Raw genomic sequence first — 23,818 nt, 5'->3', positions numbered from 1 at the left:
TCTGTATTGCCCCGGTTTTTTGTCGTCTACTTGAAGGTACAAAAAACTTGCACCAACCCCTCTATTCTTGTAAAATAGAGGTATAACAACTTATATAGTACAAGAATTATTAGGAGGAATTGATTATGGCAGTGAAGATTGGTATTAATGGCTTTGGTCGTATTGGTAAATGCGTCATGCGCGCGGCTCTTAACAACCCAGATGTGGAAGTAGTAGCCATTAATGATACTGGTGATATTGAAGGTTCCGCTTTACTGTTTAAACATGACTCAATTCATGGCAACTTAAGCTGTGACGTGTCTGTAGAAGGCGAATATTTAGTAGTAGACGGTAAAAAAACACGTGTATTCTGTGACCGTGATCCAGCAAAATTAGACTGGTCCTCCGAAGGGGTAGAAGTGGTTATCGAATGTACGGGTGTATTCCGTTCTCGTGAAAAAGCAGCAGCTCATTTAGGGGGCACTGTTAAAAAAGTAATCATTTCCGCACCAGGTAAAGATGAAGATAAAACAATCGTTATGGGTGTCAATGAAAGTGAATATGATCCAGCTACGCATCATGTAGTATCTAATGCAAGTTGTACTACAAACTGTTTAGCTCCATTTGCAAAAGTATTGCATCAAGAATTTGGTATCAAACGTGGTATGATGACAACAGTGCACTCCTACACAAATGACCAACGTGTATTGGATGCACCACATAAAGACTTACGTCGTGCTCGTGCAGCAGCGATGTCCATTATTCCTACTACAACAGGTGCAGCAAAAGCAGTGGCATTAGTATTACCTGAATTAAAAGGTAAATTAAATGGCTTTGCTCTTCGTGTGCCTACTCCAAATGTGTCTGTAACAGACTTAGTAGTAGAACTTGAAAAAGAAGCAACTAAAGAAAGCATCAATGCGGCATTCCGCAAAGCAGCTGAAGGTGAGTTAAAAGGTATTCTTGGCGTATCTGATTTGCCATTAGTATCCAAAGACTTCAATGGTGACGCTCGTAGTTCTATCGTAGATGCAGACTTGACAATGGTGATGGAAGGCAATATGGCAAAAGTAGTAGCTTGGTATGACAATGAGTGGGGCTATTCCTCTCGTATTGTTGACCTAGCTGTGTACATGAGCAAACGAGGCTTATAATCTGCCGGGGACTACGAGGGTAGTCCCTTTTTGGCATGTTTATTGTATATACATAGGAGACAGTATGAAACTTTCACTAGCAAATATGAATGTAGCAAATAAAACTGTATTTGTACGAGTTGATTTTAATGTACCTTTGAAAGACGGTGTTATCACTGATGACACTCGTATTCGTGCCACATTACCTACCTTGCGTCATTTGATTGACCAAGGTGCGAAGGTAGTGATTGCCTCTCATTTAGGTCGCCCTAAAGGAGAGCGTAAACCAGAGTTTACCTTAGCTCCTTGTGCCAAACGATTGAGTGAATTATTAGAACAACCAGTTCGTTTTGTAAAAGATTGCATCGGTGACATCCCTGCACAAGCCGTAAGTGAAATGAAGTCCGGTGATGTGGTGGTATTAGAAAATCTTCGGTTCTATAAAGAAGAAGAAAAAAATGATCCTATTTTTGCCAAAGCCTTAGCGGATTTAGCAGAAGTGGGCGTGAATGATGCCTTCGGCGTATCTCATCGTGCCCATGCCTCTGTGGAAGGAATTACGAAATACTTACCAATGGGAGCTGGTTTCTTGTTAGAAAAGGAAATTCGCTATGTGGGAGGTGCTGTAGAGCATCCTGAACACCCATTTGCAGCCATCATCGGTGGCGCCAAAGTAAGCGACAAAATTGAAGTCATTTCTAACTTATTACCAAAAGTAGAAGTATTGATCATCGGCGGTGGTATGGCAAATACTTTCGTAGCGGCTCAAGGTCATAATGTGGGTACTTCCTTAGTGGAAGCTGACAAATTTGAACTAGCTCGTGAATTAATTGCTCGTGCAAAAGAAACTAACACTAACCTATTATTGCCAGTAGACTTCGTTGTAGCCGATGCTTTCAGTGAAACTGCTAATCACAAGGTGGTAGATGCAACGGCTATTGAAGAGGGTTGGATGGCCTTAGACATTGGTCCGAAGAGCCGTGAGCTATTCGCAGAGGCTTTAGCACCGATGAAAATGATCGTTTGGAATGGTCCTATGGGCGTATTTGAAATGGAAGTATTCGCAGGTGGTACCAATGCGGTAGCGAAAGCGGTGGCAGAGGCGAATGCAACTACAATTGTAGGCGGCGGCGATTCTGTAGCGGCTATTGAAAAAAGTGGATTAAGTCACAAAATTTCTCATATTTCCACTGGTGGCGGCGCCTCCTTAGAGTACTTAGAAGGCAAAGTATTACCAGGTATTGCAGCCTTACAAGAGGCATAGGAGGTTATCATGCGACAACCGATCATTGCAGGGAACTGGAAAATGCATATGACGAATACAGAAGCCACTGTATTCGTAGAACAATTGAAAACATTAGTGGCAGATGCTAGTTGTGAAGTGGTAGTATGCCCTCCGTTTACAGCCATTAGCACTGTAGCTGATTTAGCGGAAGACACCAAGGTTCGTGTAGGGGCACAAAACGTGTTCCACGAAGAATCTGGTGCCTATACAGGGGAAGTATCTCCTTCGATGTTGACGGACTTAGGTGTGTCCTACGTAATTGTGGGTCACTCTGAACGACGTTCTATTTTTAAAGAAGCAGATCGTTGTGTGAATAAGCGTGTGCGCATTGTTTTACAACATGGCATGAGCCCTATCCTTTGCGTAGGTGAAAGTTTAAATCAACGTGAAAGTGGGGAAACGGTGGCATTCATTCATTCCCAATTAGAAATGGGATTGCATGGAGTGCCTGCAGAAGAAATGACAGAAGTGGTGATTGCTTACGAACCGATTTGGGCCATTGGCACAGGTCGTACAGCCACAGCGGAACAAGCTGGGGAAGTATGCCAAAGCATTCGTGAGAAAATCGCCGCAATGTATACGCCGGACATTGCAGAACAAGTACGCATTCTATACGGTGGCAGTGTAAAACCGGAGAATGCGAAAGATATTTTAGCCCAAGCCCACGTGGATGGTGCTTTGGTGGGTGGTGCTTCCTTGGAAGCAGAGACTTTTACGGGAATTATTAATGCCTGTTAACATAGGTTTGAGGTAGCGTATGGCAAAATTAAAAGGACCAGTGATGCTAACAATCCTTGATGGATTCGGTATTGGGGATGGTCAAGACCCAACCAATGCGGTGGTACAAGCGAACCCCCGAACATTTTTAGAATTATGGGATAAGTGCCCTCACACTCTATTGGATGCATCTGGTATGGCCGTAGGCTTGCCAGATGGACAGATGGGAAACTCTGAAGTGGGGCATTTGAATATTGGTGCCGGACGTATTGTGTACCAAGAATTGACGCGCATCACGAAAGAGGCAGAGGAAGGAACCTTATTTACTCGTCATACCTTGGTGAAAGCCTATGAAGAGGGGGCTAAACAAGCCTTGCATCTAGTAGGTTTGTTATCGGATGGCGGTGTCCACTCGCATATTGATCACTTGAAGGCATTACTTCGTGGCGCTAAAGAGGCTGGTGTAGGAAAAGTCTATATCCACGCCTTCTTAGATGGTCGTGATGTACCACCACAAAGTGCGTTGGCCTATATTGATGAGATTGCTCACTACTGCAACGAGTTGGGTCTAGGGTCGATTGCGACAATAGGTGGTCGTTATTATGGTATGGACCGTGATCAACGATGGGAACGAGTGCAACTGGCGTATAATGCCATGGTATGTGGTAGTGGTACAGAAGTAGGTTGTGCTCATGAAGCGGTAGAACACAGTTATGCTGATGAAACAACAGATGAATTTGTCATTCCATCGGTAGTGGAAGGGTATACAGGTATGCAGGATGGAGATGCGATTTTGTTCTTTAACTTCCGTCCTGATCGGGCTCGTCAATTAGTGCGTGCTGTGGTAGATCCGGATTTTACTGGATTTGAACGAAAACATGTATTGCAAGGTTCCTATGTGGCGAGTATGACTCGGTACGAAGCAGACTTACCAGTGCCTGTGGTGTATGATAAAGAACTGCTAACAGATACCCTAGGAGAAGTGCTAGCTAAGGGTGGTTATCGTCAACTGCGCATTGCAGAAACAGAGAAATATGCTCATGTGACGTATTTCTTCAATGGTGGTAAGGAAGATGTATTCCCTGGGGAAGATAGAATTTTAGTGCCTTCTCCGAAGGTGGCTACCTATGATTTGCAACCAGAGATGAGTGCTCCAGAGGTAACAGAAAAGGTTGTATCCGCCATTCGCAGTGGCGAGTATGATATGATTATCTTGAATTATGCAAACCCAGATATGGTAGGCCATACGGGTGATTTTGAAGCAGCAAAACGAGCGATTTTAGCTGTGGATGTGGGACTTTCAGAGATTGTGAAAGCCATTCAAGATAGGAATGGTCAGTTATTAATTACAGCGGACCATGGAAATTCTGAGGTCATGGTGGACCATACCACAGAAATTCCGCACACGGCGCATACGACGAATCCGGTACCACTCATTTTAGTGGGAGCCCCAGAGGGTGTCACCTTGCGACCAGGTCGGCTATGTGATTTAGCACCAACTATGCTGGCTTTAGGCGGTATTGAGCAGCCTGAAGCTATGAGTGGTGAAAGTTTGTTAGTACAATAAGGAGAAGTAACAATGGCAGTAATTACTGATGTATACGCAAGAGAGATTATGGATTCCCGTGGCAATCCAACAGTAGAAGTAGAAGTATATTTAGAAGATGGTACGATTGGTCGTGCAGCGGTTCCATCTGGAGCGTCTACTGGTCAATTTGAAGCGGTGGAATTGCGCGATAGCGAGTCTTCTCGTTACTTAGGCAAAGGTGTATTACAAGCGGTAGCAAACGTAAATGACATCATTGGACCTGCTATTTTAGGGTTTGATGCATCTGAGCAAGTGGCTATTGATGGGGTGATGATTGAGTTAGATGGCACTCCTAACAAAGCAAAATTAGGTGCTAATGCGATCTTAGGTGTATCCATGGCAGTAGCTCGTGCAGCGGCTGAATCTTATGATTTACCATTGTTCCAATACCTTGGTGGCACGAATGCAAAAGAATTGCCAGTACCAATGATGAATATTTTAAATGGTGGGGCTCATGCAGATAATAACGTGGATATCCAAGAGTTCATGATTATGCCAATTGGTGCATCTAGCTTTATGGAAGCATTGCGTTATTGTGCAGAAGTATACCATACATTGAAAGGTGTATTGAAAGCAAAAGGCTTGGCCACAGGTGTAGGTGATGAAGGGGGCTTTGCTCCGAACTTAGGTTCCAATGAAGAAGCATTACAAGTGATTACAGAAGCTATCGAAAAAGCAGGTCTTGTAGTGGGTAAAGATATTGTATTTGCTATTGATGCAGCATCTTCTGAGTTCTACAAAGATGGCAAGTACCACTTAGCTGGTGAAGGCAAAGTAAAAACAGCTGCTGAAATGGTAGAATACTATGCAGAACTTTGCGAAAAATATCCAATCTACTCCATCGAAGATGGTTTAGCAGAAGAAGATTGGGAAGGCTGGAAATTATTAACAGATCGCCTAGGTAAAACAGTTCAATTAGTAGGTGACGATTTATTCGTAACGAATACAGAACGCTTGTCTCGTGGTATCAAAGAAGATACAGCGAATGCAATCTTGATCAAAGTGAACCAAATCGGTACGTTGACAGAAACATTTGATGCTATTGAAATGGCAAAACGTGCAGGCTATACAGCTGTTATCTCTCACCGTTCTGGTGAAACAGAAGATTCCACAATTGCTGACATCGCTGTAGCAGTAAATGCTGGACAAATCAAAACTGGTGCTCCAGCTCGTTCCGAACGCGTAGCAAAATACAACCAATTACTTCGTATTGAAGACATGTTGGCAGAAACAGCACAATACCGTGGTAGCGATGTGTTCTATAACATCAAACGATAAGAATATGTGAAAATGAAAAAGGACCCTGCGGGGTCCTTTTTGTATAAAACCTATATGTATTTTCCGTATATTGCGGGAAGTTCCTGTAGAAACAAGCTATAATTATTCTTCTAATAAAGTAGCGAAAAATTCTTTAGCAGAACGTCCATTACCGTTATTTGATTCTTCGACTCCACGAGATAAAATATCTTCTAATTCTGAAGGGCTAAAGTCAGATGTACTAAGGGGCGGTGTATTTAACTTTAGATCAAAAGGGAGTCCGTTATGTAGGATAATTTGTCGATAGAATAAATCAATAGCGACAGCGCGACTTAGTCCAAGGTCTTCTAAAATAGATTCAGCATGTTGTTTTATATTTTCATTAATTCGGACATTAACACTAGCAGATTTCATGAGGGTCTCCTTTCTGGTTACTATGTTAAGTAAATTATAAACTGTTGTATTGCATTATGCAACATAAAATAATATATGGAATATAAATTGACTAGATAGTAGTTTGTGATATAATATAAATAAGAAAAGGAGAGCCATCAACGTGCGTTCGGCGTTAGGCTCATCTAGGAGTTAATAAAGCTTGATGACACCTAACGTGTTGAGGAGTGGTAGTCCTCATGCGTTAGGTATTTTCATTGTCTACTTACATAGATCAATGATAGCACTCACCTTGTTTTATACAAGGTGTTTATTTTTTTGTATAAAATCCATGAAAGACGATATATATAATCTATGATATAATAGAAAAGATTAATGCTGAATGCATTCTATAGAATTTTAAGTAAAGGTGAAAGGATTAGGAAAGGAGGAGTAGGGTGTACAACAATTTTGAAGTGATTGGGGCATTTGCATTGTATTTAGGCCTCATGATGTACATCGGGGTATATTATTACCGCAAGTCTAATAGCTTAGACGACTATATTTTAGGAGGTCGCCAGCTAGGCCCCTGGATCACGTCCATGAGTGCGGAAGCATCAGATATGAGTGGATGGATGTTGATGGGTTTACCTGGATTTGCCTACTCAACAGGGATATCGGCCTTATGGATTGCCATTGGTTTAGCTTTGGGAACGTGGCTGAACTGGGTGTTCGTATCGAAACGATTGCGCAATTATACAGAGGTAGCGAATAATAGTTTGACTATACCGGATTATTTGAAAAACCGTTTTCATGATACATCAAGAATTGTGCCGGTAGTGTCTGCTATCTTCATCGTTATTTTCTTTTTAATTTACACGTCCTCCGGATTTGTGGCAGGTGGTAAATTATTTAATACTATCTTTGGACTAGATTACATGACATCCCTCTTTATTACAGCAGGGGTAGTTATTTTCTACACCTTCTTAGGTGGTTTCCTAGCCGTAAGTTGGACTGACTGTATCCAAGGTATGATGATGTTCTTCGCCATCTTATTGGTACCGGTGACGGCAGCCATGTATTTAGGTGGTCCTGTTGAAACCTCTCAATTAATTGCTACGGAGTTCCCAGCAGGCTTGTCCGTTTGGGGACCGGAACAAGATACTTTCACCTTGGTGGTAGGTATCATTTCTAGCCTAGGATGGGGGCTTGGTTACTTTGGTCAACCTCATATCTTAGTGCGTTTCATGGCGATTTCCGACGCGAAAGAATTGAAAAAAGCTACGAATATTGCCATGATTTGGGTGGTTATTTCCTTGTTGGCTGCAGTGGCAGTAGGTCTTGTTGGTAAAGTATATTTAACAACACCATTAGTCGATGCTGATGCAGAAACAGTATTCCTTGTGATGAGCGAGCATTTATTTAACCCATTTGTGGCAGGTTTGATTTGGTCCGCTGTATTGGCAGCGATTATGAGTACAGCCTCTGCACAATTGTTAGTAACTGCATCTTCTGTGTCGCAAGATTTGTACCGCAATGTGTTTGCCCGTGATGCAGGAGACCGTGAACTAGTTATGGTTAGCCGTGCTACGGTATTGATCGTATCTGCTATTGCCATCGTGATGGCAGTGAATCCACAAAGCTATATCTTGACGATGGTGGCCTATGCATGGGCAGGATTTGGCGCTGCCTTTGGTCCAGCTATCTTGATCTCGTTGACTTGGAAACGTATGACTCTGAAAGGTTGTATCGCTGGTATCTTGGTAGGTGGTATTACCGTTCTTGTGTGGAAACAATTCGGTTGGTTCGGCTTGTATGAAATCGTACCAGGTTTTATCTTATCCGCCATTGCTATCTTTGTAGTAAGCTTGTTGGATCATGAGCCAAGTAAAGAAATCCAAGCGGAGTTCGATGCATCAGAACAAATGCATATTTTATAATTACATACACATAGTAAACGAAATGTTGGGACTACTCCTTTGGGGTAGTGCCAACATTTTTTTGTAGAAGATGTGTAGATTATGGAAAGGATAGTGTAGTTCTAGTGTAAACGGTTTATACTGGCCTATAAAAATGGTATAATAAATAGATACGATTCGATAAATGTACAGTTAGAAAGGAGGAAAGACATATGGATGCTAGAGCCCTACGAGCATTGCAACATTTTTATGGATATTCCAGTTTTCGCCCCGCTCAAGAGGTACCTGTTACAGCTTTGTTAAAGAACCAAGATGTGCTAGGGATTATGCCTACTGGGGCAGGTAAATCGATTTGCTTTCAGGTTCCTGCTATGCTAAAGGCGGGCATTACCATTGTATTTTCTCCGTTGATTTCCTTGATGCAAGATCAAGTGGATACCTTGAAAGAGCAAGGTATGCCAGCGGCGTATATGAATAGCACCCTCAGTCGAGAAGAACAGAATAAAATTTTGTACTATTTACGGGAAGGGCGCATTAAACTATTATACTTGGCACCAGAAAAATTAGAGTCCGAAGGGTTTTGTGAGTTTTTAAGAGGACTGCCAATTAGCCAAGTGATTATTGATGAAGCCCATTGTGTGTCACAATGGGGGCATGATTTTAGGCCTTCTTTCACGGCCATAGGACCTTTTATTAAGAGCTTGCCCCATAGACCTGTGGTAGGGGCTTTCACAGCCAGTGCTACGGAAGAAGTAGAACGTGATATAAAACAACTCTTAGGATTGGAGAATGCCCGTGTGCATATTACGGGATTTGATCGTCCTAACTTGGCGTTTTCTGTGATCCACGAAAGTAAGCGTATGGAATATGTACGGGATTATGTGCTACACAACCCAAATGATGTGGGGATTATCTATTGCGCTACTAGGGCGAATGTGGAAAAAGTATATCGTGAGTTGTTGCGATACGGCGTGAAAGCAGGTTACTACCATGGTGGTTTATCTGATGAAGAACGTAAGTACCAACAGAATCGTTACGCCTTTGATGAAGTGCAAGTTATGGTAGCTACCAATGCATTTGGGATGGGCATCGATAAAAGTAATGTGCGCTATGTGATCCATTACCAAATGCCACGAAATATGGAAAGTTATTACCAAGAGGCAGGCCGTGCTGGACGGGATGGAGCTGATGCAGATTGTATTTTGCTCTATAATGGGCAAGATGTGGCAGTGCACCAATATATTTTGAGTCAAAGTGACTTGCCACCAGAACGACAACGGATTGAGAGGAATATGCTACAAGCTATGATCGATTATTGTCATACACCTATGTGTCTACGTAAATTCATGTTATCTTATTTTGGTGAACAAGTGCCTTGGGATCAATGTCATCATTGCAGTACTTGTGATGAACCACGAGTGGCGGTGGATGTAACAGCCGAGGCAAGCGCAGTATTGCAGACGATTTGGAATACAGAAGAACGATATGGAGTGACCATGATTGCGGATATCCTATGTGGGAATCGGACGGAGCGTATTGAGAGGTTTCGCTTACACCGATTATCCGTATTTGGCAAATTAAATCGTTGGGCAGATAAAGATGTAAAAGCCTTTATTAAGCGCTTAATGGCGATGGGGTATGTGACGTCTTCGGGAGGGCAATATCCTATTTTATCCGTTACGGAACAAGGTCATGAAGTATTAGCGGGACGGGTCACTGTGAAAGATGTGCCTATAGATGTAGGGGAACATCGTCCTATGCAGGGCCGTTCTAAATCAAATGCTTCAGGGCTAGCAAAAGCCACTAAGAATAACTCCTTATTTGAGGCTCTGCGTGTGCATCGTTTGGAACTTTCAAAAACAGAAGGGGTAAAACCGTTCATGATTTTTTCAGACGCTACTTTATTGGATATGGTAGCAAAAGAACCATTGACCTTAGGAGATATGGCGAATGTGAAAGGCGTAGGAGATATGAAGCTGCGCAAATATGGCAATGAATTTTTGAAGGTCATTGCCGGGTTTAAGGAGGCATAGATGAGTTTAGCAGATACGCAATATTTACAGATTATAGAGAATATATTAGATCATGGGTATTATGCCAACAATCGTACAGGCATTGCGACCTATAAATTACCGCATCAAGTGATGCAATTCAATTTAGCAGAAGAATTTCCTATTTTAACCACGAAATTTGTGGCTTTCAAAACGGCCATTAAAGAATTGCTTTGGATTTGGCAATTGCAATCTAATGATGTACGTCAATTACAGGCCATGAATGTAAAAGTTTGGGATGAATGGATGCGTGAAGATGGTACGATTGGTAAGGCCTATGGATACCAAATTGCTAAATATAAACAGTTAGATAATTTATTGGATATGCTACAAAAGGACCCTCAAAGCCGTCGTATGATTGTGACCTTGTGGAATATTGAGGACTTGCCAAATATGGCGTTGCAACCATGCGCCTATGAAACATTATGGGATGTCACAGATGGTCGTTTAAATTGTATGCTTATCCAGCGCAGTGGGGATATGGGATTAGGAGTGCCTTTTAATACAGCACAGTATGCAGCGTTGGTTCATATGATTGCCCAAGTATCTGGATTGCAGGCGGGACAATTTACTCATGTCATCAATAATGCTCATATTTATGAGAACCATGTAGAAGCTTTACGTACTCAATTAGAACGTAAACATGAAGCCTTAGAGGCCCCGGTGTTACGATTAAACCCAGAGATCAAAAATTTCTATGATTTTACACCGGAAGATATAACTCTAGAAGGCTATGAGCATTTAGGAAAACTATCTATGACAGTAGCTGTATAAGGAGTTATCTATGTTAGCAATGATTGTAGCAGTGGCTGAGAATGGCGTTATAGGCAAGGATAATCAACTGATTTGGCGCATTCCAGAAGATTTAGCATATTTTAAACAGCGCACTACTGGGCATGTCATCATCATGGGACGGAAGACATTGGAGTCTTTGCCGTTTTTGTTACCTAATCGTGAACATTGGGTCATTACATCACAATTGGATTACATACCACCCTATGAAGGAGTGAAAGTATTCCATAGTCCAGAGGAAGCGGCACAAGAGGCACAAGACATAGAGTTAGCGTATTGCATTGGCGGTGCGCAGGTGTATGCAAGCATGGCACCTTATGCAGATCGTTTGTATGTGACGGAGTTACACCGAGCTTTCACAGGGGATGTGACATTTACTGAGCATACCAAGCCAGAATGGATGGAGATAGAGCGTATACCCGGCGCAGGGCAAGAGGACTTGTCCTATGATTTTGTAACCTATGAAAGGCGGAAATAGAATGGAAATACATGTAGTGATAGCCCAAGAGTTAGCGGTAAAGCCACATCAAGTAGAAGCAGCCATTACTTTATTAGATGAGGGCAATACAGTACCATTTATTGCACGGTATCGAAAAGAAGTGACTGGTGAGTTAAAAGATGAACAATTGCGTGACATCGAAGAGCGGATGAAATATTTGCGCAATTTGTTACAACGTAAAGAAGAAGTAAGAAAATCTATTGAAGAACAGGGCAAATTAACAGAAGAATTGTCCCTAGCCATTACGAAAGCCATGAAATTGCAGGAGTTAGAGGACTTGTATTTGCCATTCCGTCCGAAAAAACGAACTCGTGCGTCCATGGCCAGAGACCGTGGTTTGGAACCGTTGGCACAGGAATTGTTTACAACGGCTACAGAAGAAGAGTTACGCCAAATGGGAGCAGAGTACCTTAATGAAGAAGTGCCTACTGTGGAAGATGCCTTACAAGGGGCGATGGATATTGTAGCAGAAGAAGCGAGTGAACGAGCAGATATTCGCCAATATTTGCGTAAAGCTATGTGGGAAACTGGTCATATGAAAACGGAGCTAGTAGGCGAAGAAGAAGTAAACCAAGGATTCTTACAGTACAATGAAGAATACAAAGAACCCATTCGCCAAGTCCCATCCCATCGTGTATTAGCGATGAACCGTGGGGAAAGCTTGGGCGCTTTAAAAGTTAGCTTTGTGGTACCGGATGAAACATTTATCCAATATATGGTAGACACTGTGCAAGGTACTGCAAGGGTAGAGCATTCGTATATTGCTGAGGCTATTGCTGATGGATATAAACGACTATTGTATCCATCGTTAGAGCGTGAAACACGAAATGCAATGACAGAGCAAGCAGAAGAGCAGGCCATCAAAGTATTTGGTACGAACTTGCGCAATTTATTGCTCCAAGCACCTTTATCTGGACATGTCATCATGGGACTCGATCCAGGATATCGTACAGGTTGTAAAATGGCCATCATCGACAGGGAAGGCAATGTCTTAGATTATGATGCTTACTATCTTACGATGAGTGATAAACAAGCAGAGCGTGCCAAACAAGAATTGGCTAAGAAGATTCGTCAATATGGAGTTACTTTGATTTCTATCGGCAATGGTACTGCTTCTTATGAAACAGAGCAATTCACATCTTCCATGATTGCGGAAGAAGGATTAGATTGTCATTATATTATCACTAATGAAGCTGGTGCCTCTGTATACTCCGCTTCTAAGTTGGCTATCGAAGAATTGCCAGATTTAGATGTATCTATCCGTGGTGCCGTATCTATTGCGCGCCGTGTACAAGACCCATTGGCGGAATCTGTGAAGATTGATCCAAAATCAATCGGTGTTGGTCAATACCAACATGATGTGAATCAAAAACAATTGGGCGCCACCTTAGATCAAGTAGTAGAAACGGTGGTAAACCATGTAGGGGTAGAGCTCAATACAGCGTCTCCAGCGATATTGAAGCATGTGTCTGGTATTTCTAGCACCGTGGCGAATAATATTATTGCTTACCGCAAGGAACATGGTGCTTTTACTAGTCGTAAGCAATTGTTGAAAGTAGCACGTTTAGGTCCTGCCGCCTTTACACAATGTGCCGGTTTCTTGCGCATCGGTAAAGGGGAGAACCCTTTAGATGCGACGCCAGTTCATCCAGAGTCTTATGAGATTGCCCAAGGAGTGCTAACACAGTTGGGGATGTCCTTAGACGATTTACGTAATAAAGCGACACTGGAAACGGCCAAAGCGAAACTGCAAACGGTGAATGTGGAAGAGTTGGCGAAACAGCTAGATGCAGGTGTACCGACGGTGCGAGATATTGTAGAAGCCTTGCAAAAACCAGGTCGTGACCCACGGGAAGATTTACCAGCACCGATGACTCGGAAACAAATTATGAGTTTGGAAGATATTCAAGTCGGTACCGTGGTAAAAGGAACAGTTCATAATGTGGTGGACTTTGGTGCCTTTGTAGACTTTGGTGTGAAAATCAATGGACTGCTGCATAAAAGCGAGTTTTGTGCCTATCATGAACATCCATCTGATGTATTAGCAGTAGGAGATATTATCGAAGTAGAGATTATTTCTGTCGATGCAAAACGGAACCGCATTGGTTTATCCATGAAACGAGAAAAACCAAAAGATCCAAACCGTCAAGGTCATAGACGCAATGGCGATGGAAATCCCCGTCGAGATACACCACGTAAGGATGGTCAACAACCAAAAGGCGAAAGACAACAGGGTCGAAACTCTAACAATGTTAAGGATATAAGAAGTGGCTCAGGTAATCCTATTCGAGATAGAAACAATCGTGGAAAAGGGCAAGAAAAAGAGCAGGACTTAGGCGCTTTATTACAACAATGGGCTGACCGTGGAGGACGTAAACGATGATCTATATCATAAGTATCTTGACCTTCCTATTGGATCAAGTAGCAAAATGGTATGTACGTAGCCACTTTCGGTTAGGTGAATCTGTGCCAGTTGTACCTGATGTTTTTCATTGGACCTATATTGTGAACCATGGAGCAGCCTTTGGTATGTTGATGCACCAACGATGGATATTGTTGTTGGTAGTGGTGCTTTTGTTAGGCGCTATGTACGTAGGTCGTAAGAAATTAGCTATGGCACCGTTATATGCACGAATTGGGACAGGCACGCTCCTAGGTGGTGCCTTGGGCAATGCCTGGGATCGTTTGTACTTAGGTGGTGTAGTGGATTTCTTTGATTTTCGAGTATGGCCTATCTTTAATATTGCGGATATTGGTATTTGCATTGGTGTACCTTTGTTGATTCTATATTTTTGGTCCTATGAAAGCCAAAAACAGTGAGGTAAATAATGGAAACAAAACAATATATAGTAGAGGCTCAAGATGAGGGTACACGATTAGATGTGTACCTCACGAGAGAGCTTGGTCAGTCACGTAGCTATGTGCAATCCTTAGTGAAAGAGGGAAATGTACAAGTGAATGGCAAAACAGGAAAATCAAATTTGAAACTTTCAAAGGATAGTGAAATCAGCGTTACTATTCCTGAAGTGCACGAAGTAGAAGTAGAACCAGAGAACATTCCACTGGATATTCTATTTGAAGATTCGCATATGATTGTCATTAATAAAGCTCGTGGTATGGTGGTACATCCAGCGGTAGGCAATCATTCAGGGACACTGGTGAATGCTTTGCTATACCATTGTAAAGATTTATCTGGCATCAATGGAGAAATTCGCCCTGGCATTGTGCATCGATTAGACAAGGATACATCTGGTGTGATGATGGCAGCCAAACATGATGAATCCCATTTGGGCTTAGCAGAGCAAGTGAAAGAACATAGTGCTACAAGAACCTATTATGCATTAGTACAAGGCAATATTGCAGAAGAAAAAGGGACTATCAAGGCTCCTATTGGTCGCCACCCTAAAGATCGTATGAAAATGGCGGTGGTCTTTGAAAATAGTAAAGACGCAGTAACCCATTTCCGTGTACTAGAACGATATGGCAAGCACACATTAATAGAATGCCAACTAGAAACGGGCAGAACTCACCAAATTCGTGTACACTTAGCGTATATTGGACATCCTGTGGTGAATGATCCGTTCTATGGATTCCGTAAAATGGATTTTCCTATTGTAGGGCAGGCCTTGCATTCTAAAACATTATCTGTGAAACATCCTATCACAGGGGAAGCCTTACACTTTGAAGCGCCATTGCCGGAAGATTTTTTGGCATGTATTGAGTATGCGAAAGAGCATAATCGATAAGGAGTGATACTATGGAAGAACGTATCTTAATTGATGAAGCTGGTATGATGCGTGCCATTCGTCGTATTGGGCACGAAATTTTGGAGCGTAATAAAGGATTATCCAATGCCTTAATCATTGGCATTGAGCGCCGTGGTGTATATATAGCAAAACGATTACAAGCTCAAATTGAAGCCATTGAAGGGATTCAAGTAGATGTGGCAACAATGGATGTCTCCTTGTATCGAGATGATCGGAGCAATCAACCGAAGGAAGGGCATCCGTTTACGATGGATACGACGGGTAAAATTGTGATTCTAGTAGATGATGTATTATTCACAGGTCGTACGATTCGATCTGCTTTGAATGCCCTTATGGATGCCGGTAGACCGAGCGCCATCCAATTAGCTGTACTAGTGGATCGAGGACATCGAGAACTACCTATACGAGCTGATTATGTAGGCAAAAATATTCCTACATCCCACTTGGAAACGGTGCAAGTTCGTGTGCACGAAGTGGATGGGGATGATAGTGTAGTGATTTTTTAGAAAGATGAGGAACAACCAATGCATGGTATGGGAACCATCCTTAATGTGGTGTTGATCATTTGTGGTAGCCTATTAGGTCTTTTTATTCGACATCGTATGAAAGAAAATTTAAAAGAAACACTCATGATGGTGTGTGGTATCATTATCCTTCTATTAGGTATGAGTGGCACTATGCAATATATGCTAGTTATTGTTAGCGACAGTTTGCATACAACAGGACCTATGATGATGATTATCTCTATGGTACTAGGGGCGATTATTGGAGAATTGATTGATTTTGATAGGCGTATTACTGCCATTGGAGAATGGCTAAAGTTGAAAACAGGTAACAGTCGGGACCCACAGTTTACCAATGCTTTTATTACGGCATCCATGACATTTACCGTAGGAGCTATGGGCGTCATTGGATCGATTCAAGATGGTTTGACTGGTGATTACAGTACGATGGTTGTCAAAAGTATTCTAGATGGTATTATTGTAATGGTCATGGCATCCTCCATGGGAAAAGGGGCTTTGTTCTCCTTTTTACCAGTAGGGATTACCCAAGGGATTATAACGGGCTTAGCTCATTTAGCGGCACCGCTTATGACTCCAAAGGCGATTGATAATTTATCCTATGTGGGCTCCATCTTAATTTTCTGTGTAGGCATTAATGTATTGTGGCCCAACAAGATTCGAGTGGCTAACTTGCTACCAGCAATATTTATAGCAATGCTCATGACATTCTTGCCGATTACACTGTAAATTTTAGGGGGACTATAAATATCCCTTACAGTATAGAGGAAATGTGAGTACAACATTCATAACTACTGAGCATTAAATAGTGAGGAGTTAGTGATGAAAGAACGTGAGAAACAACAAGCTATCGAAAATAAGCGATTAAAAGAATTAAAAACGGTGCGCAAGATGATAGAAATCTACTGCAAAGGACAGCACCGACGTAAGTCTGGTGACCTCTGTGAAAGTTGTGCAGAATTGATGCATTATGCAGAAGCAAGGGTAGAGCGATGCCCACATATGGAAGAAAAAACATTTTGTGCCATGTGCAAAACACACTGTTACGCACCGACCTATCGAGAACGAATTAAAGAAGTTATGCGATATAGTGGTCCTCGTATGTTATGGATACATCCAATCATGACCATACGACACATATTGTTAGGGAAAGGTCTGTTGAAATAATATGTGACTGAAATTATATGTTACAGTAATATGTCATGGGAATTGTGACGTGTTAAAAATCAAGTAAACACCTTTACACTATATCGAAAATTATAGTATACTATAGATAGACAAAAGAGCGCCCATCATAGGTTGCTCTTTTTTTACTGTAGGAGGCACGAACTTCGTGAGGGAAACTCCTAAGCGTATATTGGGTATAGTTAAAGGGCGTATAACATGAAATTAAAAATCGTAGGATTATTGATCTTACTGGTGATTTCACTCGTAGTAGCCCCTCAATTTGGGGCTTCTTTCATACCGGTGTGGGATATGTACCAGGCATTTACCAGTCCAGTGCCAACAGATGAGATGAAAATGTTGAGCACCATTGTGCAAGATATTCGTTTGCCACGGTTGTTGTATTCGGTACTGACAGGGATTGGATTATCTTTAGTAGGGGTTCTGATGCAAACAGTAACACGCAATGCACTAGCCGATCCTTATGTATTAGGTGTCTCGTCAGGTGCTAGTACAGGAGCGGTCTTTGCTATCATTATGGGAGGATTACCATTCTTGGCATCCTATAATGTGCCATTCTTTGCGGCTTTAGGAGCAGGTATTTCCATCTTGTTGGTGTTACTCTGTGTGGGACGTAGCCAAAGTCCAGTAAAATTAATTTTAATTGGTATGGGTATGACCGGTATTTTCTCCTCCATTACGATGATGATTATTTATGGAGCGAAGCATGAAGCACAAGTACGAAGTGCTATGTTCTGGTTGCTTGGTAGTTTTGCAGGCATTCAGTGGAGAGATTTACCATTAACAGCCATCATCATTGGTTTGTTGATGCTCTATATGTACATGTATAAACAGGATTTTGACGTCCTCTTATTAGGGCAACAAGAAGCAAAGCAAATGGGCTTATCTGTGAAATCCTTGCAATTATCTATGGTCATCGTATCCTCTGTGGCTATCGCTACTTTAGTAGCAAAAGTAGGTGTAGTAGGCTTTATGGGCCTTATTATTCCGCACTTGGCACGCATGGTTGGGGGCCCTAAACATGGACGATTACTGATTTTTGCGCCACTCATTGGTAGTATTGTGATGATCTGGGCGGATGTACTTTCACGAGCTATGTATAGCCCCGAAGAAATTCCTATCGGCGTATTGACATCCTTACTAGGGGCACCGCTATTTATTTGGATTATTATGACGAGATACCGTCATCAAGGTTAGACAATAGGAGGGACTATGTACGAGGTAAATTCTTTGTCCTTTTCCTATGGAAAACGACAAATTTTAGATGATGTGAAGCTCAGCTTTCCTAAACATAAAATGACGGCTATCATTGGACCTAATGGTTGTGGTAAATCGACACTCCTTGGACATTTGAGCCAATTGCATCCCACTGATGCGATTACACTGGATGGTGTACCTTTACAAACTATTGATGGCCCCACCTTTTCACGGAAGGTGGCAGTGCTAGCACAAATGCATGATGCTATGATCGATGATTTTTTAGTGAAAGATATTGTCCTTATGGGACGATATCCTTATAAAAGTCATTTTGGTAATTATACAGCGGAAGATGTTGCCATTGCCCAGTCCTATATGGATCAAGTGGGGGTATCCCACTTGGCAGAAGAGGAAATGGGACATTTGTCGGGTGGTGAACGGCAACGTGTGTTCATTGCAAAAGCATTGACACAACAAACAGAGGTATTATTGTTAGATGAACCAACAAATCATCTAGACATGAAATACAAGGTAGCGCTCATGAAAGAATTGCAAAACTTTTCGGGTACAAGTATTGTGGTTCTCCATGACCTAAATCTAGCGGCGCGCTATTGTGATCACATCGTGTTGATGAAAGATGGCAAAGTGTTACAAACAGGAACACCTCAAGAGGTGCTAACGCCTGAGTTGCTAGAGCCTATTTTTGAAGTGCCCTTCCATGTGTCTATGGAAGAGGGCGTGTATCATTTGTATTACTAATTAAGGTAAGAAAGGGAAGATTATGTTAAGTAATTGGAAACAATCTAAAGGCTTTGTATTAACAGCTTTAGTATGTGGTGCTTTGGCAGTAGCAGGCTGTGGTTCTGAAAAAGAACAAGCGAAAACTGGCACAGAAGTGACTTGGAATCAAACATTTGAAGGCAAACAAACAGAATTTGCTGTGAAAGAATCTCCTAAACATGCCGTATCCATGTCTCAATTTACAACAGAAATGATGTTACAATTAGGTTTGGAAGATAAAATGGCGGGTACAGCTTTCCAAGAAGAAGAAATCTATCCACCATTACAAGAAGCTTATAGCAAAGTAAAAGTGTTAGCTGAAAAATGGCCTTCTTATGAAGTGTTTATGTCTGTAAAACCTGACTTTGCTACAGGATGGGAAGATTCTTTCAGTAAAGAAGGTATCCCTGCAGATAAAATGATTGCTCAAAAAGTAAACATTTGGATTCCAGAGTCTGCTTTATCTACACAAGCTGACTTAGAAACTAATTTCAAAGATATGATTAAGTTAGGTGAAATCTTCGGCGTGAAAGCAAAAGCAGAAGAATGGGTAAAAGGTCAACGTGCTTTGCTAGAAAAAGTACAAGCTAAATTGAAAGACCTTCCACATAAACGTGTATTCGTATATGACTCCCAAGATGGACAACCTTTCACAGTATTTGAAGGTTACACAACTAACGTATTGCGTTTAATCGGTGCTGATAACGTAATGAGTGGTTTAGGGGTAGATAAAACTTGGGCGAAAGGTTCTTGGGAAACTGTAGTTCAACAAAATCCTGATTACATCATCATTCCTGACTATGGTAATTCCATCCGCAACGATGATGATTTCCAAGAAAAAGTAGCTAAAATTAAAGCTGACCCTCAATTACAAACAATTAAAGCCGTACAAGAAAACCATTTTGTTCGTGTAAAATTGTCTGAAATTACACCAGGCGTTCGTACAGTAAAAGCGTTAAAACGTTTAGCTGAAGAAATCCATGGTATCCATATTGACTAATTAGATAGTCTTATACATAGTAAAAGCCGTCACTATTGTGACGGCTTTTTTTTGTATGTTTTACTTATTACTTCGAAATATAGTATTATTTAAGTATAGAGAGTACATGCTGATTAATATGTACTACATAGTGATTCACTATGGGCAGTGGATATACACTTGGTAATAAAAATCAACTATAGGAGAGGTAATGATGAAAGGGAAGACATTACGTATTGTGGTGAGTACGATATGAAATATTCTATATTACTCATTACGTCTATGACGAAGCATTGGCAATGGGCTAAAGAAATAGAACAGAAGTATACAGATGAGACTATGTCCTTGGGCATAGTCTTTCTGTCATCTGAAAATATAGAGTTAGAAGATGTTCAGAGGGCGATTGATGGTACGGATATAGTACTATTTACTCATGTAGGCAGTACCTTAGATACTCCTTTGGTAAAAGGGATTCACAAATATATTACACAGAAACAAGTTCCTTATGTATTACTATTCCATGATTCAGCGTCGGATGTACAGCGATATGGTATTGCAGATGAAGACATCGGCCAAATTCAAGCTTATTTACATCAAGGAGGAACAGAAAACTTTTATGGACTGTGCCAATATATGCTATCCTTACAAGGTTATACAGGGCCAGTGGAACCGGTGAAAGAACTACCATACCAAGGTATTTTAGGCAGACAAGGGGAAGTGTATCCATCCTATGAGGCATATCGTAAGGACTATGATCATGATGGTCCAGTGGTAGGCATTTTCTTCTATCGAGATGAATGGGTGCAAGGTCAATTAGACTATCCCTATGCACTGTATGATTGTGCATTAGAACAAGGGTTATCGCCGGTATTAGTATTTGGTCAATACAGCAGTAAATCTGGTGGACAATTGCGGTGGTACGATTGTTGGCACATGTTGTTTGATCATCAAGTGAAAGAGAAAATATCTCTCATCATTAATACATGCAAGTTCTCCATCATTGGCTTGCAGGGGGCGAGTCGTGATGAAATGACGGATTTAGGAATCCCTATCTTGCAGGGCTTTGTTACCTATACTACTCTTGAAAGCTGGCAAACACGTTCACAAGGGTTAGAGCCTATGGATATATCCTTTTCCTTGTCATTGCCGGAAATAGATGGCATTTTAAACGGTCATATTGTAGGGACCAGAACGTACTCAGAGGAAAGAGGCTACTATTTCAAACCATATCCTGAAGGGATTCAAAAGTTAGTAGACCAAGCCAAACGATGGATTGCATTGCAACAGAAACATAGGTCAGAAGTAAAGATTGCTCTATTCCTTCATAATTATCCTCCCAAAAATTCACATATTGGCAATGCCTGTGGGCTAGATACGCCAGAATCTGTACTACGGTTGTTGCAAGAATTACAACAGAACGGATATACAGTAGATGGTATCCCTCAAACGAGTGAAGATCTAATGATGATACTGACCAAACATGCTACGAATGATGTAGATTGCTTGACCGATTCAGCCGTAGAGAAAGCCCCGAAACTACCGAAAGAAGTGTATAGGACGTGGTTTTCAAAGCTGGATAGTGCTACCCAAGAATCACTACTACAACATTGGGGACAGCCTATAGGAGAGATTTTTGTAGAAGAGGATGAGCTCATTATTCCCGGTGTGGCCTTTGGCAATGTGTGGGTATTAGTACAACCGCCACGTGGATTTAGTGATAATCCAGATGCTTTGTACCATTCGCCGGACATTCCGCCTACGCATCACTATGAGGGAGTATATCATTGGGTGCGTACTGTATTTCAAGCCGATGTGGCGATTCATATGGGAACCCATGGTAACTTAGAATGGTTGCCCGGTAAGGGAACGGCTTTAAGTTCCTATTGTTACCCTCAGTTAGGTATCGAAGATATACCTAATCTCTATCCGTACTGGACAACTATCGTTGGTGAAGGCATCCAAGCAAAACGGCGTAGCCATGCTGTTTTACTTAGCTATTTATCGCCACCTATGAAGCGGTCCGGCTTATATGGTGACTATGAAACGCTAGAACGGTATTTGGACGAATATGACTATATGAAAGCCCAGGAAACAAACCAAGAGCATGTGGTGCTAGGGTATATCTTATCTTCTGTGAAAGATTGTCATCTGGAACGCTTGTGCGAACCCTTCGACTGGTATCAAGAGAGCGGTCAGGCATACTTTGTGGCAGATAGATCTGTCAGTGAAGAAGAGTGGCGCGCCTTAGCTGACTCCATTCATGCAGACGAGGCAGAAGAACTGTTAGGGGATGTTCATAACTATTTGATGGATATCCAAAATCGTCATATTCGTTGTGGCTTGCATATTTTAGGACAAAATCCAACCACAGAGGAAGAGGAGGGGTATATAGATGCTTTCATAGACATGTATGGTGTGCCAGACGATGCACAGAAGGAAACGCTGTGTGAGACCTACCTCGCAGGGTTGCGCCAAACCACAGAAGAAATGTGCCAATTGTTACGAGGTTTAGAAGGAAACTATATCCCGCCTAATATTGGAGGTGCTGTTACTAATGGTGGTATCGATGTGCTACCGATGGGGCGCAATTTTTATGGCGTCGATGAACGGACCTTGCCGACCGTTCCTGCCTATGCCATCGGTTGTGAACTAGGCGATGCGTTGCTCAATGAATATATTCGAGAAGAACAGCGATATCCAGAGGAAATTGGTATTGTCTTGTGGGCAGACAACACGCAACGCACTCATGGACAATGTATTGGTGAAGTATTCTATTTATTGGGTGTACGACCAGTTTATACAGGTAGTCGTGTGTCCGATTTGGAAGTCATACCTCTCGAGGAATTAGGGCGACCACGTATCGATGTAACAAGCCGTATTAGTGGACTATTCCGAGATATGATGCCTTCCGGTGTCATGTGGATTGCAAAAGCGGTGCAAATGGTAAACGCTCTTGATGAAGATCATAGTGTGAATTACGTAAAAAAACATATAGACTTGGATACAGCTGCATTAGTAGAAGACGGTATGGACTATGAAGAAGCTATCAAAGCAGCTACAATTCGTGTCTTTGGCGATGCACCAGGTGCCTATGGGGCAGGAGTGAATCAAATTCTAGAACAAAGCAACTGGTCTACTCGTGAAGATTTAGCCAATGCCTATGTCACCTGGGGTGGCTATGGATATGATGAGCAAGGGGAAATTATTCCAAGCCATCAACAGTTTTGCAAGCGATTAGGTTCCATTGAAGTGACCGTGAAAAATGAAGATAATCGTGAAGTTAGTTTGTTGAGTGCAGATGATTTCAATGCCTATCATGGGGGTATGATTGCGGCTGTGGAGGCGGTGAAAGGTATTAAGCCGAAATCATTTATAGGAGATACCACGTATCGTAAAGATATTTTGGTGCGTTCCTTAGAAGATGAAATTCAGCGTCAGTTCCGTAGTGAACCAATGAACCCTATTTTTATAGAGGGCATGATGAAACACGGCTACAAGGGGGCAGCGGATATGGCTTCCTATGTACAACATACCTATGAATGGGACGCCACTAGTGATATGATTCAAGATTGGATGTATGATGCCTATACAGACGAGTATGTCATGAATCAGGACGTACAGGACTGGATGCGCCAAGTCAATCCTTGGGCATTAGGGGCCATTTGTACTACTTTATTAGAAGCAGAACAACGAGGACTTTGGAAGGCCAGTGCGGTACGTATAGAAGGATTGCGCGATGTGGCAATGTCCTTGGAAGATGATCTAGAGGGGTATTATGATGAAACGTAAGGAGACTA

Annotated in this window: 20 protein-coding genes; 19 read left to right on the top strand and 1 reads right to left on the bottom strand. The window is 41.9% G+C overall.

The genetic code is table 11. From position 1 onward, the window contains the following. The first annotated feature begins 125 nt into the window (after positions 1-125). The 5 genes from gap to eno all read left to right on the top strand — a co-directional run bounded on the left by gap (position 126) and on the right by eno (position 5,980). The gene (gene gap / locus HMPREF3032_RS03845; RefSeq protein ID WP_062402066.1) at positions 126-1,133 is read left to right on the top strand and encodes a type I glyceraldehyde-3-phosphate dehydrogenase; all 1,008 of its coding nucleotides are present in this window, start codon (positions 126-128) and stop codon (positions 1,131-1,133) included. Between the two features lie 64 nt (positions 1,134-1,197). Beyond that, the gene (pgk, locus tag HMPREF3032_RS03840) at positions 1,198-2,376 is read left to right on the top strand and encodes a phosphoglycerate kinase (protein ID WP_062402063.1); all 1,179 of its coding nucleotides are present in this window, start codon (positions 1,198-1,200) and stop codon (positions 2,374-2,376) included. A 6-nt stretch (positions 2,377-2,382) separates the two neighbouring features. Next, the gene (gene tpiA, locus HMPREF3032_RS03835; RefSeq protein ID WP_231723409.1) at positions 2,383-3,135 is read left to right on the top strand and encodes a triose-phosphate isomerase; all 753 of its coding nucleotides are present in this window, start codon (positions 2,383-2,385) and stop codon (positions 3,133-3,135) included. Positions 3,136-3,154: 19 nt separating this feature from the next. Next, entirely contained in the window at positions 3,155-4,681 is a 1,527-nt protein-coding gene (gpmI, locus tag HMPREF3032_RS03830) for a 2,3-bisphosphoglycerate-independent phosphoglycerate mutase (RefSeq protein WP_062402057.1), read from the top strand. Positions 4,682-4,693: 12 nt separating this feature from the next. Next, positions 4,694-5,980 carry a phosphopyruvate hydratase gene (eno, locus tag HMPREF3032_RS03825; RefSeq protein ID WP_062402054.1) on the top strand — a complete coding sequence of 429 codons (1,287 nt, stop codon included), beginning with the start codon at positions 4,694-4,696 and terminating at the stop codon, positions 5,978-5,980. A gap of 102 nt (positions 5,981-6,082) precedes the next feature. Here the strand turns inward: eno and HMPREF3032_RS03820 are convergent, their stop codons facing one another. Further along, a complete protein-coding gene (locus HMPREF3032_RS03820) occupies positions 6,083-6,373 on the bottom strand; it encodes a type II toxin-antitoxin system RelB/DinJ family antitoxin (RefSeq protein ID WP_062402051.1) in 291 nt (96 codons plus the stop codon). Between the two features lie 467 nt (positions 6,374-6,840). Here HMPREF3032_RS03820 and putP point away from each other — a divergent pair, with 467 nt between their 5' ends. The 14 genes from putP to HMPREF3032_RS03750 all read left to right on the top strand — a co-directional run bounded on the left by putP (position 6,841) and on the right by HMPREF3032_RS03750 (position 23,810). Beyond that, a complete protein-coding gene (gene putP, locus HMPREF3032_RS03815) occupies positions 6,841-8,271 on the top strand; it encodes a sodium/proline symporter PutP (protein ID WP_062402149.1) in 1,431 nt (476 codons plus the stop codon). A gap of 191 nt (positions 8,272-8,462) precedes the next feature. Next, on the top strand, positions 8,463-10,283 hold the full coding sequence (gene recQ, locus HMPREF3032_RS03810) for a DNA helicase RecQ (protein WP_062402048.1): 1,821 nt from the start codon (positions 8,463-8,465) through the stop codon (positions 10,281-10,283). Then, complete coding sequence (locus HMPREF3032_RS03805; RefSeq protein ID WP_062402045.1) at positions 10,284-11,075, top strand: thymidylate synthase; 792 nt, start codon at positions 10,284-10,286, stop codon at positions 11,073-11,075. 10 nt (positions 11,076-11,085) lie between these two features. After that, a complete protein-coding gene (locus HMPREF3032_RS03800; protein WP_062402043.1) occupies positions 11,086-11,571 on the top strand; it encodes a dihydrofolate reductase in 486 nt (161 codons plus the stop codon). 1 nt (position 11,572) lies between these two features. After that, positions 11,573-13,975 carry a Tex family protein gene (locus tag HMPREF3032_RS03795; RefSeq protein WP_062402040.1) on the top strand — a complete coding sequence of 801 codons (2,403 nt, stop codon included), beginning with the start codon at positions 11,573-11,575 and terminating at the stop codon, positions 13,973-13,975. Further along, positions 13,972-14,412 (top strand): signal peptidase II, encoded by a 441-nt coding sequence (gene lspA, locus HMPREF3032_RS03790; RefSeq protein ID WP_009353699.1) that lies wholly within the window; start codon positions 13,972-13,974, stop codon positions 14,410-14,412. The genes HMPREF3032_RS03795 and lspA overlap by 4 nt, the downstream gene beginning before the upstream one ends. Positions 14,413-14,420: 8 nt before the next feature. Continuing rightward, entirely contained in the window at positions 14,421-15,338 is a 918-nt protein-coding gene (locus HMPREF3032_RS03785) for an RluA family pseudouridine synthase (RefSeq protein WP_009353690.1), read from the top strand. Positions 15,339-15,349: 11 nt separating this feature from the next. Continuing rightward, positions 15,350-15,865, top strand: coding sequence for a bifunctional pyr operon transcriptional regulator/uracil phosphoribosyltransferase PyrR (gene pyrR / locus HMPREF3032_RS03780; protein ID WP_062402037.1), 516 nt, complete (start codon positions 15,350-15,352; stop codon positions 15,863-15,865). A gap of 18 nt (positions 15,866-15,883) precedes the next feature. Beyond that, positions 15,884-16,609, top strand: coding sequence for a DUF554 domain-containing protein (locus HMPREF3032_RS03775; protein ID WP_062402034.1), 726 nt, complete (start codon positions 15,884-15,886; stop codon positions 16,607-16,609). A 93-nt stretch (positions 16,610-16,702) separates the two neighbouring features. Then, positions 16,703-17,047 carry a nitrous oxide-stimulated promoter family protein gene (locus tag HMPREF3032_RS03770; RefSeq protein WP_062402031.1) on the top strand — a complete coding sequence of 115 codons (345 nt, stop codon included), beginning with the start codon at positions 16,703-16,705 and terminating at the stop codon, positions 17,045-17,047. Positions 17,048-17,263: 216 nt separating this feature from the next. After that, positions 17,264-18,262: a FecCD family ABC transporter permease gene (locus tag HMPREF3032_RS03765; RefSeq protein ID WP_062402028.1), complete on the top strand. Its 999-nt coding sequence runs from the start codon at positions 17,264-17,266 to the stop codon at positions 18,260-18,262. A 15-nt stretch (positions 18,263-18,277) separates the two neighbouring features. Further along, a complete protein-coding gene (locus HMPREF3032_RS03760; RefSeq protein WP_062402025.1) occupies positions 18,278-19,021 on the top strand; it encodes an ABC transporter ATP-binding protein in 744 nt (247 codons plus the stop codon). A gap of 22 nt (positions 19,022-19,043) precedes the next feature. Continuing rightward, positions 19,044-20,042 (top strand): ABC transporter substrate-binding protein, encoded by a 999-nt coding sequence (locus tag HMPREF3032_RS03755; RefSeq protein ID WP_062402022.1) that lies wholly within the window; start codon positions 19,044-19,046, stop codon positions 20,040-20,042. Between the two features lie 231 nt (positions 20,043-20,273). Next, on the top strand, positions 20,274-23,810 hold the full coding sequence (locus tag HMPREF3032_RS03750) for a cobaltochelatase subunit CobN (protein WP_062402018.1): 3,537 nt from the start codon (positions 20,274-20,276) through the stop codon (positions 23,808-23,810). Positions 23,811-23,818 lie beyond the last annotated feature (8 nt).

The sequence above is a fragment of the Veillonella sp. DNF00869 genome (genome assembly GCF_001553345.1).
In the GTDB taxonomy this organism is placed as follows: Bacteria; Bacillota; Negativicutes; order Veillonellales; family Veillonellaceae; genus F0422.
This window is presented reverse-complemented; position numbering and strand designations above follow the sequence as displayed.